Origin of the sequence: Sodaliphilus sp. (assembly GCF_045598405.1) — a bacterium.
Classification (GTDB): domain Bacteria; phylum Bacteroidota; class Bacteroidia; order Bacteroidales; family Muribaculaceae; genus Sodaliphilus; species Sodaliphilus limicaballi.
The window spans coordinates 15,711-32,331 of the sequence record NZ_JAZLLZ010000024.1 but is presented as its reverse complement, the minus strand read 5'-3'; the positions used below and the strand labels follow the sequence as shown (position 1 = coordinate 32,331).

The following is a 16,621-nucleotide window of genomic DNA, read 5'->3' as shown; positions in this document are numbered from 1 at the left end:
CTCGTAAGAGCTCATATACGATGCATTGACCATCCGAAATGGAAAATCTTGCATCACCCCAAATTAACCTGCCGACTCGGGATTGACTCTCGATGAAGCAGAAATGTCTAACTTGAATGCTACTTTTTGTAGCGGAATCATTTTTTTAGTTTATATGGCCCACGCCAAGAACCGTGCCCGTGCCGCGACCAGCGAACCTCCCTTAAAACGGAGGACTCTGCCCTCAAAATGATAATACACTATCTGTGAGGTAATTCCATTTTGCTTGCAGAGCAAGCTATTTTCTAAGCATGAAAATCAAAATATAAATATTTTCTTTTTTTACCGGACGACAATAATAATTAATGCATCTTGACAAACAAGGCAACGGCCAGCGCCACAAGCACTAAAATCATCAAGCATCCGCTACAATTCAGCGAGCAGCTGTGAGTCTTCATCCCCTTGGTAAACTCGGGGGGAGCAGATGGTGCGTCGGGGTCATATTTATCAAGAAATCCGCCAGGCAGATTGGTGTTGTGCGGAATGAGGATTGTGCGCGGAGCGCCGCCGTTTTCGGGTCCCACGACACCATTTTCCTCAAGCTGTCGCATGATTTCCTGCGCCCGCTCAATGGGGATGTCGAAGTAGTGTGCAAGCATGACCGGTGTGATGGCGTTGCATGTGATGACATAGTCAACCGCAGCGTCATACAGCGGGTCGCGCGCGAAGCAGTCATCGGCGGTCTGCTCGGGGTCGTCATCGGCAAGATGAAGGCTGCCGTCGCTCATCGCCATGTAGGCATAGTCGCCCACAATCTCCAGGGCGCTGCCGCACTGCCCGCAAGCAACCTTATATTGCGTCGCAGCAAGTTCTTCTATGCTATATTCCAGCGGTTTCCCGCACTTGGGACAAGTGTACTTCATAGTTTTTATATAATAATTCGCAACGGATTTTAATTTTCTATACCTTTAATCAGTCATGGGGGTAAGTCGCGTACTTTTAGCACGCCTTCCCTATGGATTCCTTAACCGAGGGTTACGTTCGCTGCGCTCACTTCACCCCCGGTTATCAATAGTCGCGCAAGGCGCGACCACGCACCTTTCGGCGCGACAAATACCATATTTGCATGCAAGACAACAAATCACAACCTGCGTAACTTGTGCTGAAATTAATTACATATTTCAGTGAGATCCGCGAGGGGAGTCTACAAAACTCTATTGGTGTAAAATTGCCCCTTTTAAACCTTTATTATGGTTCTACCCAGTCGTTGTTTTGCTTTATCAAGGCGATGAGGCGGGGTATTGCTTCGGCTTCGGGGATGTTTTTCTCGACGCACTCTTTGTTCTTGTAGAGGGAGATGCGGCCGCGGGCAGCTCCCACGTAGCCATAGTCGGCATCGGCCATCTCGCCGGGACCATTCACCACACACCCCATCACGCCTATCTTGAGATGTGTGAGATGGGCTGTTGCCTCCTGCACACGCTTGACGGTGGTCTGCAAGTCAAACATAGTGCGTCCGCACGAGGGACATGAGATAAACTCCGTCTTGCTGGTGCGCAGACGCGCTGCTTGCAATGCGGCAAATGCAATTTTCACCACCTCTTCCTGGTCGGCATAGCGCGGCGCCTCGAGCCACACACCGTCGAGCAGCCCGCTCATGAGCACAGCACCCAGGTCGGCACCGGCCTTGACCTGCAGCCACTCGCTGTCCTGGTCGTCATAGGCCACGTGCATCACCGTGGGACAGTTGATGCCGGCATCGGCAAGCGCATGGAGCATGGCAAGCATGCTGCCGGGCACGTTTACGCTAGCAGGTGTGACGACAAGCACCGCCTGCGGGTCGTCGTTATATTGCTTGAGGCTATCGACGGGAGCGTCGGCGCTCACCTCAACAAAGTGCACGCTGTCGTGGCCTGTGATGCCATAGTAATCGGGGCGGATGTTGCCCTTGATGTCGCTTTCCTGGCACGAAGCGATGACCACCGGCACCTTGCCTGCACCTATGCGGCCATCGACCAGAGCGGTCTTGCGACGCTGGGGCATGAGAGCGTCATAGCCTTCGCTCAACTTGCCCTGGATGGGGGCATGTCCCTTGCGCGAAGTGATGTATTCAACCAACTTGTTGGCAACAGGCACCTCCACCTCGGGGTCCTCACTGAGCGAGACGCGTATGGTGTCGCCCAGGCCTTGTGCCATGAGCGTGCCTATGCCCACAGCGCTCTTCACGCGTCCGTCTTCGCCGAAACCAGCCTCGGTAACGCCCAGGTGCAGCGGGAAGTGCATGTCCTCCTTGTCCATAGCCTCCACCAGGCGTCGCACGGCCTCGACCATAACCACCACGTTGCTGGCTTTCATGGAGATAACCACCTCCATAAACCCTTGCTCAACGAAGACACGCAGGAATTCCATCACGCTCTCCACCATTCCGGCGGCAGTGTTGCCATAGCGGCTCATGATGCGGTCGCTGAGCGAGCCGTGGTTAACTCCCAGACGCACTGCGGTGCCATGCTCGCGGCACAGGTCGATGAAAGGCACTAGGGTGTCGTGGATGCGTTGCAGCTCGGCCTGATACTCCTCGGGGGTGTATTCTAGGGTCTTGAACGTGCGGGCGGGATCGACGAAGTTGCCGGGGTTGATGCGCACCTTGTCGGTGAGCGCGGCTGCGGCAAATGCGGCACGGGGGTTGAAATGGATGTCGGCAACAAGAGGCACGTTACAGCCCTGCTTGCGCAGCAGGTTGCGTATCATGCCTATGCTCTCGGCCTGTCGCACGCCCTGGGCGGTGAGACGCACATAGTGTGCTCCGGCCTGGGCGATGCGTGTGCACTGCTCAGCGCTGCGTTCCACGTCGTCGGTGGCGGTGTTGGTCATCGACTGCACGCGCACGGGGAAGTCGCTTCCCAGCGGAGTGCCGCCCACGTTGACGCTCACGGTGGTGCGGCGGCTATAATTGAAGTAACTGCTATCAGTTTGTTTTGTAGTCATATTTCACTTGGGATAAATCTTGGTTGGCTTTTTCAATTTTCTCGCACAGCGATGCGCGGTGCTTCTCGATGGCAGCGGCGGCCTCGGGAACCGACGCGGCAAGGATCTGCGCAGCAAGAATGGCGGCATTGAGGGCTCCGTTCACGCCCACAGTTGCCACGGGGACACCAGGAGGCATCTGGATGATGCTGAGCATGGCATCGAGCCCGTCGAGCATACCCTTGATGGGCACGCCTATCACTGGCAGCGGAGTGCTGGCGGCAATCACGCCAGGCAATGCTGCAGCCATTCCTGCGGCTGCGATTATCACCTTGATGCCACGGCCCTCGGCCTGGCGGGCAAACTGCTCGACCTGCTGCGGGGTGCGGTGAGCCGAGAGGGCGTTCACCTCAAAGGGGATGTGGTTGTCGTCGAGCCATTTACAAGCCTTCTCCATTACCGGAAGGTCGCTTGTGCTACCCATGATGATGCTTACTAGTGGAGTCATATTTTTTTAAGTTATTAAGGACGGCACTGCGTGCCTTTAAGTTTTTAAGAACGAGCTATGCTCTTTAAGAACGACACTGACGTGCCTTTATGTTTTTAAGAATTTTTCGTTTCGGGTGTTAAACCATTTGAGTCTCACTAATTTGCTCCGATTAGCGTCCTGCTGGACGCATTGCTGGTCGCATTTCTTCCCCCCACCGCCACTTCGTTCGGCGGTGGGGGTTATTCAGGTATTGTCCTGCCGGACAAAGAATTAGCAATAATTACATTAACATGCGAAACTTGAGTTAAGAATTATTATAATCCTTCTTCTCTATCACATTGCCGGCAGAGTCGGTGATGCACCATTGTGCGAGGTTGCGAGCAGCAGAAGAGATACTGACACCACATTTCGTCACTTTGCGACTACCAGCTTCATAAGGTATGGCATAACCCTTTTCATCAATCTGGGCAAGGGCATTCTCGACCGAGTCATCAACCTTCAGTTCGAGCACGAACACATCGGTCTCGGTTTTTATCACAACATCGGCACGTCCTAGTATGCTCTTGACTTCGGTATCGACAATCGAGTTAAGCATTGAGAATGCCATGTAAAACAAAAGCTTATAGAACGATTCGCGCTTTTCTTTATCATCCCATTCGTCTTTTGTGATGATGTCATAAGGAATCTTAGCAATATAGGTCCGCAGAGCATCCAATGCCGCCCCCAGATTGCCTTCGAACAAAGCCGATGCCATCTTTCGAACCAAGGCATTGCCGTCAGAAGTCGAGCGTCTTAATATCAAAGGCATCAAACCGCTCACCATTCCTTGCCTTACTTCCAGGTTGGGAAAATGCAAAGTGTAACTTCTGAACCTGGGGTCAAAAGCGTCGATGGTCAAATACCCGCTTTGATAGAGCAAAGGCAGTGGCGTCTCGGCATTCTCGCATGAGATGTTAAATTCATTCTCACTGACTTTCACTCCATCGCATTCCAACGCATCTTGCAACGTATAATGCTGGAGATGTTCAATCAAAGAAGTCATTGTGCCCGATTCAAACCAATAATGGCTAGTATTTCTGCCATCAAAAGCTCTGAGCACGCTGAATGGCGCATACACATCCTTGCTTCGGGGCGAGAAATGATAACCGTCGTAGTTCTTTTTCAGCAACGCGTAGGCTTCGCTGGTGGTGATTTCCAGATTCTCGGCATATTCCTCCACGCAAGGACGAAGCACGGTGTCAAGTTCTTCTTGCGTGATGCCACAAAGTCCGGAATAGTCATCATCCATTGATATCTGCCTGAGATTATTCAACTCAGAGAAGATGCTGAGTTGTGAAAACTTGGTCACACCAGCAATGAACACAAAACGAAGGTATTCGCCATCAAGTTTTACCGTTTGATAGAAGCCGCGGAGCATGTTGCGCAAACTATCAATAACCTCTCCGTTATAGAGATTACGCATCATGGGGGTATCATACTCGTCAATGATAACAACCACCTTTTGTTGCAGTGTGTCATGAATGTGACGAAGCAACTGATGAAAGCGTGTGCCAAACTCTTCGGCCTCCTTGACAACGCCATATTGCTTTTCGTATTTAGCAAGCATGTCGGAAAGTGCTTCACGGTATCCATCCAAGCTGGTGCAGTTGCGCATCATGCTCATGTCGAAATGAAGCACAGGATAGGATTTCCACTCCTTCTCCAGGGCCATTACCTTCAGCCCCTCAAAGAGTTCTTTTTGCCCCTGGAAGTAGGCTTTGAACGTGTTGCAAAGGAGAGATTTTCCGAATCGACGCGGACGAGCAAGAAAGACATACTTGTATTTGTCAACAAGATCATACATCATGTCGGTCTTGTCAACATACAAGAATCCCTTTTCCCTTATTTCCTTGAACTGGTCGTTATCGACAGGGTATTTATATTTGCTCATTTTCATAACTAGAACGTGTAGCCGTTAGCCGAATAGTTTCATTGCAAGTGTGACGCATGTGAATCCGCTCACGAAGCCTAGGATTGCCTGCATCACGGTGTGGCATTTGAGGATGAGCCTTGCTGTGCCCAGGACGCCTGCCAGCAGTATCACTGCACACAGGAGCCATTTCATAGTGAACACGCCCAGGTTCATGGAGTGCAGCTGATAGACCAGTGCCACCACTCCGCCTATGCCAGTGAGGTGGGCGCTGATTTTCCACTTGATGTTGACCAGCGCGGTGATGAGCAGTGCCACGGTGCCTCCAGCGGCAAACATGGTGAACCACATGGGCGAATGCACGTGGTTGAGGTAGAACGTGGCGGCTGTGTAGCATGCCAGCGCTATGGCGTAGGGTATGTGACGCTCGCTAGATTTGCCCAGCCTCTTGTCGCTGATGACACCGAAGTGGTGCAGCACACCGATGCCTATCATGGGCAGTACGCACGTGATGCCCAGTATCACCATTGTCACTGCCACACGGTGGCCAGTGGGGTTAGTGCACAGGACCGATGCCCATAGCACAATGATGGCGCCATAGGTGGGCATGAGCAGCGGGGTCAGTATCGACGACACGAACCGTGCCAGGCCTGCTAATATCTTGTTTATACCAAATCGTGTTATCATATTTCTGTTTTTTGTTTCTGTTACACGAAAGTCTTGCGCAACGAGGCCTTGGGATAGTTCAGGCTCTCGGCGCGGTACTTGCCCACGGTGCGGCGTGCTAGCTGGTAGCCCATTGCGTTGAGTTTGATGGTGAGCTGCTCGTCGCTGAGCGGGTTGCGCTTGTCCTCGTTGTCGATGAGTTCCTGCAACGCAGCCATCACTTCCTTGTTTGCCACCTCGACCTCGGAGCCGTCGGGCAGTTTCTTGACGATACCCTCCGAGAAGAAGAATTTGAGCCTGACGTTGCCCCACGGCGTGGAGACATACTTGCCCGAGCAAGCTCTTGACAGAATGGACGAGTCACGTCCGGTGATGTCCTCCAGATCCTTGAGGTTCATGGGTTTCAATGCTGTGATGTCGCCATAACTCAAAAAATACTCGCGCTGGAAGTGGATGATGGCGCTGATTGTCTGCTTGAGTGTGGTTTGTCGCATCTTGAGAGCCTGTATCAAGGTTTTTGCCTTGTCGATATTCTTCACAAACTCGGCCTTGAGCTGCGCATCGTTTTTCGACAACTTGTCGCGCTTGTCGAAGTCGGCGAGCGCCTGCTCATAGCTATAGGAGACATGCAGCTCGGGCAGGGTGTTAGGTATTTCCACCTCGATGTTCCCTTCATCCACGCTGACCACAAACGTGGGCGTGACATGCATCGCCTTGTCGCCAGAGCCAGTGTTGTTGTAGGCACCTCCGGGCTTGGGGTCAAGGTTCCTGATTTCCTTTTTCACCACCAGTTCTACCTCGGTCACGTCGATGTCCAGAGCCGCGGCCACGCGGTCAAGCCTATTGGCGATGATTTCGTCGCAGCACTCGCTCACCATGCGTGTTGCCAGCGGCGTGTAGGGAGTGTTGCGCTTGGCAAGCTGAATGAGCAGGCACTCTCTGATGTCGCGAGCCGCAATGCCCGCAGGCTCAAAGTCTTGCACCACTTTGAGCACATGCTCTATATCGTCTTCCTCAACGTAGATATCCTCTTGGGCCATCAGCTCAGCGATAATCTCGTAGCTATCACCGTTGAAGAACCCGTTGTCGTCAAGATTGCCCACGATGTGGCATGCGATGCGCTTCTGGTCGTCGTTGAGGTTGCTCATCGCTATCTGCTGCAGCAGGGTGTCAAACAGCGTGTCGTCGGCACGGGCCAGCACACCAGCGCCTCGACCCGACGGGCTATAACCGTCGTCATCACTGTCGTCGTGGTCATAGTCATTATCAAAGCCGCTGCCGTCGCCATCACGTCCATAGCCGTCATCATTGGCGCTGCCTTCCCCATCGCCTTGCGTTGAGGACATTTCGTCGGCACGAGTTGTCTCATCGACTTCAAGAGCAGGGTTATCCTCGGCCTCTTTGTGTATTAACTCGTTGGCCTCATCGTCGGACCCTGTAAGCAATTCGCTGGTCTTGACCATTACCTCTGCTATCCTGATGCGTTGTATCTGCTCAAGCCTTTGCTCGCCACGTTGAACATTCTTGTTGCCTTTTGCCATGATAGTGTGATTTAGGTGTTATCGTTTTTATGTGATGTGTCGTTTTATTGGTAAATCTCGTTGAGTTGTTTAGCCAGCTGCATGCCAGCCATGTAGAGCTGCAAGTCGAGCACGGGGCGGAACTTATAGGCAAACCTGTACTCAAAGCCGTAGGCAAAGCGACGGTTGTTGCGGTCGTCGGGCTGCACGTTCTTTGCAAGTTCGTCATAGACCTTGTAAATGTCGCTCGATGCCTGGTAGGTTTTCTTGATGCAAGTGAGCTCGTCCCATCCCATCACCTCGTCTCTCTGCGCAGCGAAGCGCAAGCACAGGTAGTCGCAGAACTCGGTGCTGGAGTAGTGGGTATATTCGATCATGTAGGTGTCCCACACGCTGTGCAGGTTGGCACCGCGTCCAAACCAGTAGAACCTAGCCTTGTTGCCGCCCAGGTCGTCGTGGTGCCCCATGTGCATGGGCTGGAACTCGTCGCCGGTGAGGTGCACAAGGAATTTGAGGGCATCGGCGTTGCCAGGCTCTCTCTTGAGCAGATTCACAAGGCTGTCCTTGGCGGCAAAGAGGTGGTATCCCTCCATAGTCTTGTTCTTGTAGAGTTTCTCAATGAACTTGTCGTTCTTGCCGCCGTCGATATCCTGGAAGTGCCATTTGTCCTGTCCCTTGTAGATGGTGTCGCTCTTGATGTCGTCGGCCCAGCACGAGAGCGCGACCATGGCACGCTCAAAGCCCAGAGTCTTGTCAACAGCCTCGCGAGCCGCGGGGGTAAGGTTGCGATAGGCCACGTCGGCCACAATGCGATGGCCCACAACATCCCAAGCATGAGCGCTCAAAGCAACAAATAAACTCAAAACGATTAAAACTTTCTTCATGATCTGTGTTTTTTTATATGTCACCACAAAGGTAATCATTTACATTTATATATGCAAGAATCGTGCCAAGTTCTTGGCAATACAAACAGGAAAACGCGCCAACAACACCCACAAAATATAGGTATTGTTGTATTCTTGACAATAACCCGTTGTTGTGAATTTTACAATAAGTAGTTGTTGTTAGTGATACAATATAGTAGTTGGTTGATGAATAATGTTTTAACTGAATAAAATTTTTTCTAATTTTTTCTTGCATGTTTCAATTTGTTGATATAAATTTGCCATTGAAAAATCAAAAAATACATAATTTTTTAAAGACTATGAATCCTAACGCATTAAGCAAACTCGGTTTGGCAGTGAACCACATCTCGGTGGATTGTGTTGTGCTCGGCCTTTCCGACAGCACATTGTATGTGCTCCTCATCAAGCGAGGCGTAGATGAGAAGGGAAATACCATTTATGACTATAAGTTGCCCGGTGGATTAATCTATACCGACGAGGACCTGGACGACGCGGCGTCGCGTGTGCTCCAAGAGCTCACCGGCGTGCGTAACCTGCACATGATGCAGTTCAAGGCATTCGGTTCACGCGACCGCATCTCCGAGCGCGACGCACAGTGGCTGCAAGAGTCGCTCGACGACAACGTGAAGGCGCTGGTGACCATCGGCTACGTGGCCCTGGGACGCATAGGCCGCAAGCTCAACCTGCACAATGCCGGCAACGAGGTGTGCTGGGTGCCTGTGAACGAAGCGCTCAAGATGGATCTCGCATTTGACCACAAGACTATCATCACCGAGGCTCTGAAGGCAGTGCGCCACAACGCTGATGCCGATCCCGCCGTGCTCTACACGCTGCTTCCCGCAAAGTTCACCGCACTGCAGCTGCGCATGCTCTATGAATTCATATATAATAAGGATATCGACGTGCGCAACTTCAAGAAGAAGATGATGCAGCTGGCCTACATCGAGCCGCTCAACGAGTATGAGCAGGGTGTGGCTCACCGCGCTGCACGCTATTACCGCTTCAATCGCGTGAAATACAAGAAGTCTCGCCGCGGAACGGAGTAACTTCGTTAACGATGACGATGCGCTGCGCTACGATGACGATGACTCTTTTTTGACGATAACGATGCGCTACGCTACGAAAGACGAAAGACGAAAGACGAAAATGCTGGCGCATTTTTACGAAAAACTCGATATATCGATTACTCGATTAAACTTTTAAACCTTTAAACTCTTAAACTTTTACAAAACGATGTATTTATTAGGATATGACATAGGCAGCTCGTCGGTCAAGGCCAGTCTGGTCGAGGCTGCGAGCGGCCGTTGCGTTGCCCAGGCGTTCTACCCGGGCGACGAAGCCCCCATCATCGCCGTCAAGCCCGGCTGGGCCGAGCAAGACCCCGAGAGCTGGTGGCAATATCTCACGCTCGCCACTCGCGACGTGATGGAACAGAGCCATGTGGACAAGAACGACATCAAGGCGATAGGCATCTCATGGCAGATGCACGGGCTGGTGTGCGTTGACAAAGACCTTAACGTGCTGCGCCACAGCATCATCTGGTGCGACTCACGCGCAGTCCCCTACGGCAACGCCGCATTCAACGCCCTGGGCGAGGAATACTGCCTGAGCCACCTGCTCAACTCTCCCGGCAACTTCACCGCTGCCAAACTGGCATGGGTCAAGGAGAACGAGCCCGAACTCTACAATCGCATCTACAAGATCATGCTCCCCGGCGACTACATCGCCATGAAGTTGAGCGGCGAGTGCGGCGTGACCATCGAGGGTCTGAGCGAGGGCATGTTCTGGGACTTCAAGAACAACTGCGTGTCTAGGGAACTCATGGAGCACTTTGGCTTCGACGAGTCGTTCATACCCGAAATAGTTCCCACCTTCGGGGTTCAGTGCCGCGTGAATGCGGCAGCGGCAGCCCATCTGGGACTTGCCGAGGGCACCCCTGTCACCTATCGTGCTGGCGACCAGCCTAACAATGCATTGTCACTCAACGTGTTCAATCCCGGTGAAATCGCATCTACCGCAGGCACATCGGGCGTGGTGTATGGCGTGCTTGGCGAGGTAAACTATGACCCCAAGTCACGTGTCAACACATTTGCCCACGTCAATTACACCCCCGAGCTCACCCGCCTGGGCGTGCTGCTGTGCATCAACGGCACCGGTATCCTCAACTCATGGATGCGCCGCGTGTGTGGCATCGACCTCAACTATGTGCAGATGAACGAACTAGCATCCCAGGTGCCCATCGGCAGCGAGGGTGTGACGATACTCCCCTTTGGCAACGGAGCCGAGCGCATGCTGGAGAACCGCAGCAGCGCATGCAACATCAGCGGCGTTGACTTCAACCAGCATGGCCGCGGGCACCTCATGCGTGCCGCACAGGAGGGCATCGTGTTCTCGTTTATGCATGGTATCGAAATCATGAAGGGCATGGGCATGGACGTGCAACGCATACGCGCTGGCCACGCCAACATGTTCCTGAGCCCCATTTTCCGCGAGACACTCGCCGGTGTGGCGGGAGTTCCCATCGAGCTTTACAACACCGACGGTGCAGCCGGAGCAGCCAAGGGCGCGGGCATGGGTGCTGACATCTACAAGGACAACGATGAGGCATTCGGCACACTGGAGAAGATGGCAACCATCGAGCCAGTTGCTGCTCACGCCGAGCAGTATGCCGAGGCTTACGCCCGCTGGACAGCCCGCCTCGACAAGGAGATGTAGTATCTTCCTAATCCTAGAAAATCTGGAACCATTAAGAAAATAAAACAAACAACATAATTAACGACTTAAAACATTAACAAAAATGGCTAACAAAGAATTTTTCCCCGAGATTGGTAAGATTAAATTTGAAGGTAAAGAGAGCAAGAACCCCCTGGCATATCGTTACTACGATGCCGAGAAGGTGGTCCTCGGCAAGAAGATGAAAGACTGGTTCAAGTTTGCGATGGCTTGGTGGCACACATTGTGCGCCGAGGGTGCCGACCAGTTTGGCCCCGGCACAAAGTCTTTCCCCTGGAACACAGCAGAGTGCCCCATGCAGGCTGCTAAGGACAAGGTTGACGCAGGCTTCGAGTTCATGACCAAGATGGGTATCGAATACTTCTGCTTCCACGATGTGGACCTCGTTGAAGAGGCAGCTACCGTTGAGGAGTATGAGGCACGCATGAAAGAAATCGTGGCTTACATCAAGGAGAAGATGCAGGAAACCGGCATCAAGAACCTGTGGGGTACAGCTAACGTATTCGGCAACAAGCGCTATATGAACGGCGCTGCCACCAACCCCGACTTTGATGTTGTGGCTCGTGCTTCCGTTCAAATCAAGAACGCTATCGACGCTACTGTCGAGCTGGGCGGCACATCATACGTGTTCTGGGGCGGCCGCGAGGGCTACATGACCCTGTTGAACACCGACCAGAAGCGTGAGAAAGAGCACCTGGCAACTATGCTCACCATGGCTCGCGACTACGCTCGCGCTAAGGGTTTCAAGGGTACATTCCTCATCGAGCCCAAGCCCATGGAGCCCACTAAGCACCAGTATGACGTGGACACAGAGACCGTTATCGGCTTCCTCAAGGCTCACGGCCTGGACAAGGACTTCAAGGTGAACATCGAGGTTAACCACGCAACACTCGCCGGCCACACCTTCGAGCACGAGCTCGCTTGCGCCGTTGACGCTGGCATGCTGGGCAGCATCGACGCTAACCGCGGCGACTACCAGAACGGCTGGGACACTGACCAGTTCCCCATCGACAACTTCGACCTCACCCAGGCAATGCTCGAGATCATCCGCAACGGCGGTTTCCAGGACGGCGGCACAAACTTCGACGCAAAGACACGCCGCAACAGCACCGACCTTGAGGACATCTTCATCGCTCACATCGCTGCCATGGACGCAATGGCACGCGCGCTCGAGAGCGCAGCTGCAGTGCTCGAGGAGTCTCCCCTTCCCCAGATGAAGAAGGATCGCTATGCTTCGTTCGACGCAGGCATGGGCAAGGACTTCGAGGACGGCAAGCTCACACTGGAGCAGGTTTACGAGTATGGCAAGCAGGTGGGCGAGCCCAAGCAGACCAGCGGCAAGCAGGAACTGTGCGAGGCTATCCTCAACATGTATGTGTAAATTAACTGACTGATAAACGTCTGGGTACCCGGCTTGGGCTGGGTACCTGGATTTATTGCATAATAACTAAAACTATGGCAAATCAAGAAAAAGGCAGCAAAGCCTATTTGTTTTCGATTGTTCTCGTAGCCGTGCTGGGCGGTTTGCTCTTCGGTTACGACACCGCAGTGATATCAGGAGCCGAGAAAGGCCTTCAGGCGTTCTTCCTGGGTGCAGGTGACTTCCAGTACACCGACGCTCTCCACGGCTTCACCTGCTCAAGCGCCCTTATCGGCTGTATCATCGGTAGTGCGCTGAGTGGACTCTTTGCATCACACCTGGGCCGCAAGCGTTCGCTCTTCATGGCGGGTGTGTTCTTCTTCCTGAGTGCGCTGGGTTCTTACAACCCCGAGTTCCTTTTCTTTGAGCACGGCAAGGCAACTTACAGTCTGCTTGTAGTCTTCAACCTTTATCGCGTGCTTGGCGGTATCGGTGTGGGCCTTGCATCGGCTATCTGCCCCATGTACATCGCCGAGGTTGCTCCCAGCAACATGCGCGGAACACTCGTGTCGTGGAACCAGTTTGCTATCATCTTCGGCCAGCTGGTGGTTTACTTTGTAAACTTCCTCATCCTGGGCGAACACACTAATCCCGTTATCGAGCAAATCGGTGCTGGCGTTTACAGCGTGACTGCCGACAGCGACCCCTGGACCATTGCAACCGGCTGGCGCTACATGTTTGGCAGCGAGGCTGTTCCCGCAGGTCTCTTCGCATTGCTCGTTTGCTTCGTTCCCGAGACTCCTCGCTACCTGGCAATGACAGGTAAGGACGAGAAGGCTCTGGACGTATTGAGCAAAATCAACGGTCTTGATAAGGCAAAGGAAATCCTTGCCGAAATCAAGAACACCGCAGCCGTTAAGACCGAGAAGCTGTTCACCTATGGCGTGATGGTTATCTTCATCGGCATCATGCTGAGCGTGTTCCAGCAGGCAATCGGTATCAACGCCGTTCTTTACTATGCACCCCGCATATATAGCGACATGGGATTGAGCGACCCCATGATGGTTACCGTGATTACTGGTACCATCAACCTGGCGCTCACTTGCGTTGCAATCTTCACCGTTGAGAAACTGGGTCGCAAGCCCCTGCTCATCGTTGGTTCATTAGGTATGGCTATCGGCGCTTTCGGTGTTGCCTTGACATTTGGCAATCCCGGCATGAGCGCACTGTGCATGGCAAGCATCATGATTTACAGCGCATGCTTCATGTTCTCTTGGGGCCCCATCTGCTGGGTTTACATCAGCGAAATCTTCCCCAATACCATCCGTGGTGCCGCAGTTGCTATCGCAGTAGCATTCCAGTGGATTTTCAACTTCATCGTGAGCTCATCGTTCGTGCCCATGTTCAACATGCACCTCACCGAGGGCGACGACTTCGGCCACTGGTTCACCTACGGCATGTATGGCGTGATTTGCGTCATCGCAGCCATCTTCGTGTGGAAGCTTGTCCCCGAGACCAAGGGCAAGACCCTCGAAGACATGAACAACCTGTGGAAAAAGAAATAATCACTATTACTATCTCCCGGATAGCCCGGCAATTCCGGAAAATCCGGGAGAATAATCTAAAACTAGATAAAAAGAGCCGTCCCTATTATCTATTTTTGGAAGAAAAATCTTAATTTATGACTAAACGACTATTTTCAATACTGGCTGCCGCATTGTTGTGCACAGTGTGCGCAGTGGCGCAGGACAAGCCCGTGATCAAGGTTGAGACCACTGGCGTGCAGCTCGTGTTCAAGGTGGGCGACAACGGCCGCCTGTACCAGAGCTACCTGGGCAAACCCCTCACTCACGACAGCGACCTGCATCACCTGCCCCGTGGCATCGAGGCATACCTGACCCACGGCATGGAAGACTACTTCGAGCCCGCTCTGCACGTGGAGCATAGCGACCACAACAGCACCTGCGAACTCAAGTATCAGTCGCACAGCGTGACTACCCAGGCCGACGGCGCTCAGCACACCGTCATCACCCTGGCCGACGACGTCTATCCCACAACGGTGAAGATGCACTTCATCGCCTATAAGGACCAGGACATCATCGTGACCAATACCGAGATTATCAACGGCGAGAAGAAACCCGTGGTGCTCCACAAGTTTGCCTCTAGCCTGCTCAACATCAACCGCAGCCGCTACTTCCTCACCGAGTATCACGGTGACTGGGCTGCCGAGGTTGCTATGAGCGAGACCGAGCTCAACTTCGGCAAAAAGGTGCTCGACACCAAGCTGGGCAGCCGCGCCAGCATGTTCATTCCCTCGTTCTTCCAGCTGAGCCTCGACGCTCCTGCTACCGAGAACGCGGGCAATGTGCTCGTGGGCACACTGGCGTGGACCGGTAACTACCAGTTCACATTCGAGGTTGACAACAACGGCGTGCTGCGTCTGCTCTCGGGCATCAACCCCTATTTCTCTGAATACACCCTCAAGGCAGGCGAAACATTCACCACCCCCGACTTTATCTTCACCTTGAGCGACAGCGGCCGCGGCAAGGCTGCCCGCAACTTCCACAACTGGGCACGCAACTACCGTCTCAAAGACGGCAAGGGCACCCGCATGACGCTGCTCAACAACTGGGAGGCTACCTACTTCGACTTCAACGAGGAGAAGCTCGCCGGACTCATGGGCGAGGCCAAGAAACTGGGCGTGGACATGTTCCTGCTCGACGACGGATGGTTTGGCAACAAGTATCCGCGCAGCAGCGACCACCAGGGTCTGGGCGACTGGGACGAGACCAAGGACAAACTCCCCAACAAGATTGGCTACCTGTGCAAGACAGCCAAGGAGAAGGGCGTGAAGTTCGGCATCTGGATTGAGCCCGAGATGGTTAACCCCAAGAGCGAACTCTATGAGAAGCACCCCGACTGGGTGATCCACCTGCCCAACCGCAAGGAATACTACTTCCGCAACCAGCTGGTGCTCGACCTGAGCAACCCCAAGGTGCAGGAGCATGTGTTCGGCGTGGTTGACCGCATCCTCACCGAGAACCCCGAAGTGGCGTTCTTCAAGTGGGACTGCAACTCACCCATCACCAACATCTGGTCAAACTACCTCAAGGACAAGCAGACTCACCTCTACATCGACTATGTGCGCGGCCTGTACAAAGTGCTCGACCGCATCAAGGCCAAATATCCTAACGTGCCCATGATGCTCTGCTCGGGCGGCAGCGGCCGCATCGACTATGAGGCACTCGAATACTTCACCGAGTTCTGGCCCAGCGACAACACCGATCCCGTGGAGCGCCTCTACATCCAGTGGGGCTACAGCAGCGTGTATCCCGTCAAGGCACAGTGCGCTCACGTGACCACATGGAACAAAGAGAGCGACATCAAGTTCCGCGTGGACGTGGCTAGCATGGCAAAACTGGGATTCGACATCAAGTTCTCTGACATGAGCAAGGACGATGCCGAGTTCTGCCGCAACGCTGTGACCAACTACAACCGCATGAAGCCCGTGATCCTCGACGGCGACCAGTATCGCCTTGTATCGCCCTACGAGGGCCGTCACGCGAGCACAATGTTTGTTAGCGAGGACAAGAGCAAGGCTGTTGTGTTTGCCTTTGACGTCAACCCCCGCTATCGCGAGCACCTGCTGCCTGTGAAGTTGCAGGGACTGGATCCCAACCGCCAGTACAAGGTTAAGGAGACCAACGAGCGTGGCAACAACTACTGGTTCAACGGCCGCACCTACTCAGGTGAGTACCTGATGACCGTGGGCCTCGACCTGTTCTCGACCCGCCGCGGCCTCACCAGCCACATTCTCGAGCTCGAGTAAAAGACACAATATTTTGAATCATTGTTGTCCGGTAAAAAAAGAAAATATTTTTATTTTGATTTTTATGCTTAGAAAATAGCTTGCTCTGCATGGCGTGAGCCATATAAACTAAAAAATCATTTTCTTTTTTATTCTATACCAAGCCCCGGTTATACCAAAGTATCGTAACTAGCAGTGTTTGGGGGAAGTTAGAACAACTCTCCTGATTTTAACCGGACAGCAATAATATTGAATCATAAGAGATTGCGCCGTGTCAAACGTCGGCG

General features: G+C 53.1%; 12 protein-coding genes. 5 read left to right on the top strand and 7 right to left on the bottom strand.

Annotated elements, in window-relative coordinates; genetic code table 11:
* Positions 1 to 341: 341 nt before the first annotated feature.
* The 7 genes from ACKI3C_RS02440 to ACKI3C_RS02410 form a co-directional block, all read right to left on the bottom strand.
* Entirely contained in the window at positions 342 to 902 is a 561-nt protein-coding gene (locus ACKI3C_RS02440; protein ID WP_407401689.1) for a DNA translocase FtsK, read from the bottom strand.
* A gap of 325 nt (positions 903 to 1,227) precedes the next feature.
* Positions 1,228 to 2,964: a (E)-4-hydroxy-3-methylbut-2-enyl-diphosphate synthase gene (gene ispG / locus ACKI3C_RS02435; RefSeq protein ID WP_407401687.1), complete on the bottom strand. Its 1,737-nt coding sequence runs from the start codon at positions 2,962 to 2,964 to the stop codon at positions 1,228 to 1,230.
* Positions 2,945 to 3,451, bottom strand: a complete 507-nt coding sequence (purE, locus tag ACKI3C_RS02430) for a 5-(carboxyamino)imidazole ribonucleotide mutase (RefSeq protein WP_407401685.1) — start codon at positions 3,449 to 3,451, stop codon at positions 2,945 to 2,947. The genes ispG and purE overlap by 20 nt, the downstream gene beginning before the upstream one ends.
* A gap of 286 nt (positions 3,452 to 3,737) precedes the next feature.
* Positions 3,738 to 5,363: an AAA family ATPase gene (locus ACKI3C_RS02425; protein WP_407401683.1), complete on the bottom strand. Its 1,626-nt coding sequence runs from the start codon at positions 5,361 to 5,363 to the stop codon at positions 3,738 to 3,740.
* 24 nt (positions 5,364 to 5,387) lie between these two features.
* Positions 5,388 to 6,029, bottom strand: coding sequence for a hypothetical protein (locus tag ACKI3C_RS02420; protein ID WP_407401681.1), 642 nt, complete (start codon positions 6,027 to 6,029; stop codon positions 5,388 to 5,390).
* Between the two features lie 20 nt (positions 6,030 to 6,049).
* Positions 6,050 to 7,549 (bottom strand): RNA polymerase factor sigma-54, encoded by a 1,500-nt coding sequence (gene rpoN, locus ACKI3C_RS02415; RefSeq protein ID WP_407401679.1) that lies wholly within the window; start codon positions 7,547 to 7,549, stop codon positions 6,050 to 6,052.
* Between the two features lie 44 nt (positions 7,550 to 7,593).
* Complete coding sequence (locus ACKI3C_RS02410) at positions 7,594 to 8,412, bottom strand: S1/P1 nuclease (RefSeq protein ID WP_407401678.1); 819 nt, start codon at positions 8,410 to 8,412, stop codon at positions 7,594 to 7,596.
* A gap of 320 nt (positions 8,413 to 8,732) precedes the next feature.
* Here ACKI3C_RS02410 and ACKI3C_RS02405 point away from each other — a divergent pair, with 320 nt between their 5' ends.
* From ACKI3C_RS02405 to ACKI3C_RS02385, 5 genes are all read left to right on the top strand, one after another.
* Positions 8,733 to 9,479 carry an NUDIX hydrolase gene (locus tag ACKI3C_RS02405; RefSeq protein ID WP_407401676.1) on the top strand — a complete coding sequence of 249 codons (747 nt, stop codon included), beginning with the start codon at positions 8,733 to 8,735 and terminating at the stop codon, positions 9,477 to 9,479.
* A 187-nt stretch (positions 9,480 to 9,666) separates the two neighbouring features.
* A complete protein-coding gene (locus ACKI3C_RS02400; protein WP_407401674.1) occupies positions 9,667 to 11,148 on the top strand; it encodes a xylulokinase in 1,482 nt (493 codons plus the stop codon).
* A gap of 82 nt (positions 11,149 to 11,230) precedes the next feature.
* Positions 11,231 to 12,547, top strand: coding sequence for a xylose isomerase (xylA, locus tag ACKI3C_RS02395; protein WP_407401672.1), 1,317 nt, complete (start codon positions 11,231 to 11,233; stop codon positions 12,545 to 12,547).
* A gap of 74 nt (positions 12,548 to 12,621) precedes the next feature.
* Complete coding sequence (gene xylE, locus ACKI3C_RS02390) at positions 12,622 to 14,091, top strand: D-xylose transporter XylE (protein ID WP_407401670.1); 1,470 nt, start codon at positions 12,622 to 12,624, stop codon at positions 14,089 to 14,091.
* Positions 14,092 to 14,207: 116 nt separating this feature from the next.
* Entirely contained in the window at positions 14,208 to 16,355 is a 2,148-nt protein-coding gene (locus tag ACKI3C_RS02385; RefSeq protein ID WP_407401668.1) for an alpha-galactosidase, read from the top strand.
* The last annotated feature ends 266 nt before the right edge of the window (positions 16,356 to 16,621 follow it).

Excerpts from the sequence above, each read along its gene's own strand:
- ACKI3C_RS02440 (WP_407401689.1), bottom strand. The coding sequence starts at position 902 with ATGAAGTACACTTGTCCCAAGTGCGGGAAACCGCTGGAATATAGCATA.
- ispG (WP_407401687.1), bottom strand. The coding sequence starts at position 2,964 with ATGACTACAAAACAAACTGATAGCAGTTACTTCAATTATAGCCGCCGC.
- purE (WP_407401685.1), bottom strand. The coding sequence starts at position 3,451 with ATGACTCCACTAGTAAGCATCATCATGGGTAGCACAAGCGACCTTCCG.
- ACKI3C_RS02425 (WP_407401683.1), bottom strand. The coding sequence starts at position 5,363 with ATGAGCAAATATAAATACCCTGTCGATAACGACCAGTTCAAGGAAATA.
- ACKI3C_RS02420 (WP_407401681.1), bottom strand. The coding sequence starts at position 6,029 with ATGATAACACGATTTGGTATAAACAAGATATTAGCAGGCCTGGCACGG.
- rpoN (WP_407401679.1), bottom strand. The coding sequence starts at position 7,549 with ATGGCAAAAGGCAACAAGAATGTTCAACGTGGCGAGCAAAGGCTTGAG.
- ACKI3C_RS02410 (WP_407401678.1), bottom strand. The coding sequence starts at position 8,412 with ATGAAGAAAGTTTTAATCGTTTTGAGTTTATTTGTTGCTTTGAGCGCT.
- ACKI3C_RS02405 (WP_407401676.1), top strand. The coding sequence starts at position 8,733 with ATGAATCCTAACGCATTAAGCAAACTCGGTTTGGCAGTGAACCACATC.
- ACKI3C_RS02400 (WP_407401674.1), top strand. The coding sequence starts at position 9,667 with ATGTATTTATTAGGATATGACATAGGCAGCTCGTCGGTCAAGGCCAGT.
- xylA (WP_407401672.1), top strand. The coding sequence starts at position 11,231 with ATGGCTAACAAAGAATTTTTCCCCGAGATTGGTAAGATTAAATTTGAA.
- xylE (WP_407401670.1), top strand. The coding sequence starts at position 12,622 with ATGGCAAATCAAGAAAAAGGCAGCAAAGCCTATTTGTTTTCGATTGTT.
- ACKI3C_RS02385 (WP_407401668.1), top strand. The coding sequence starts at position 14,208 with ATGACTAAACGACTATTTTCAATACTGGCTGCCGCATTGTTGTGCACA.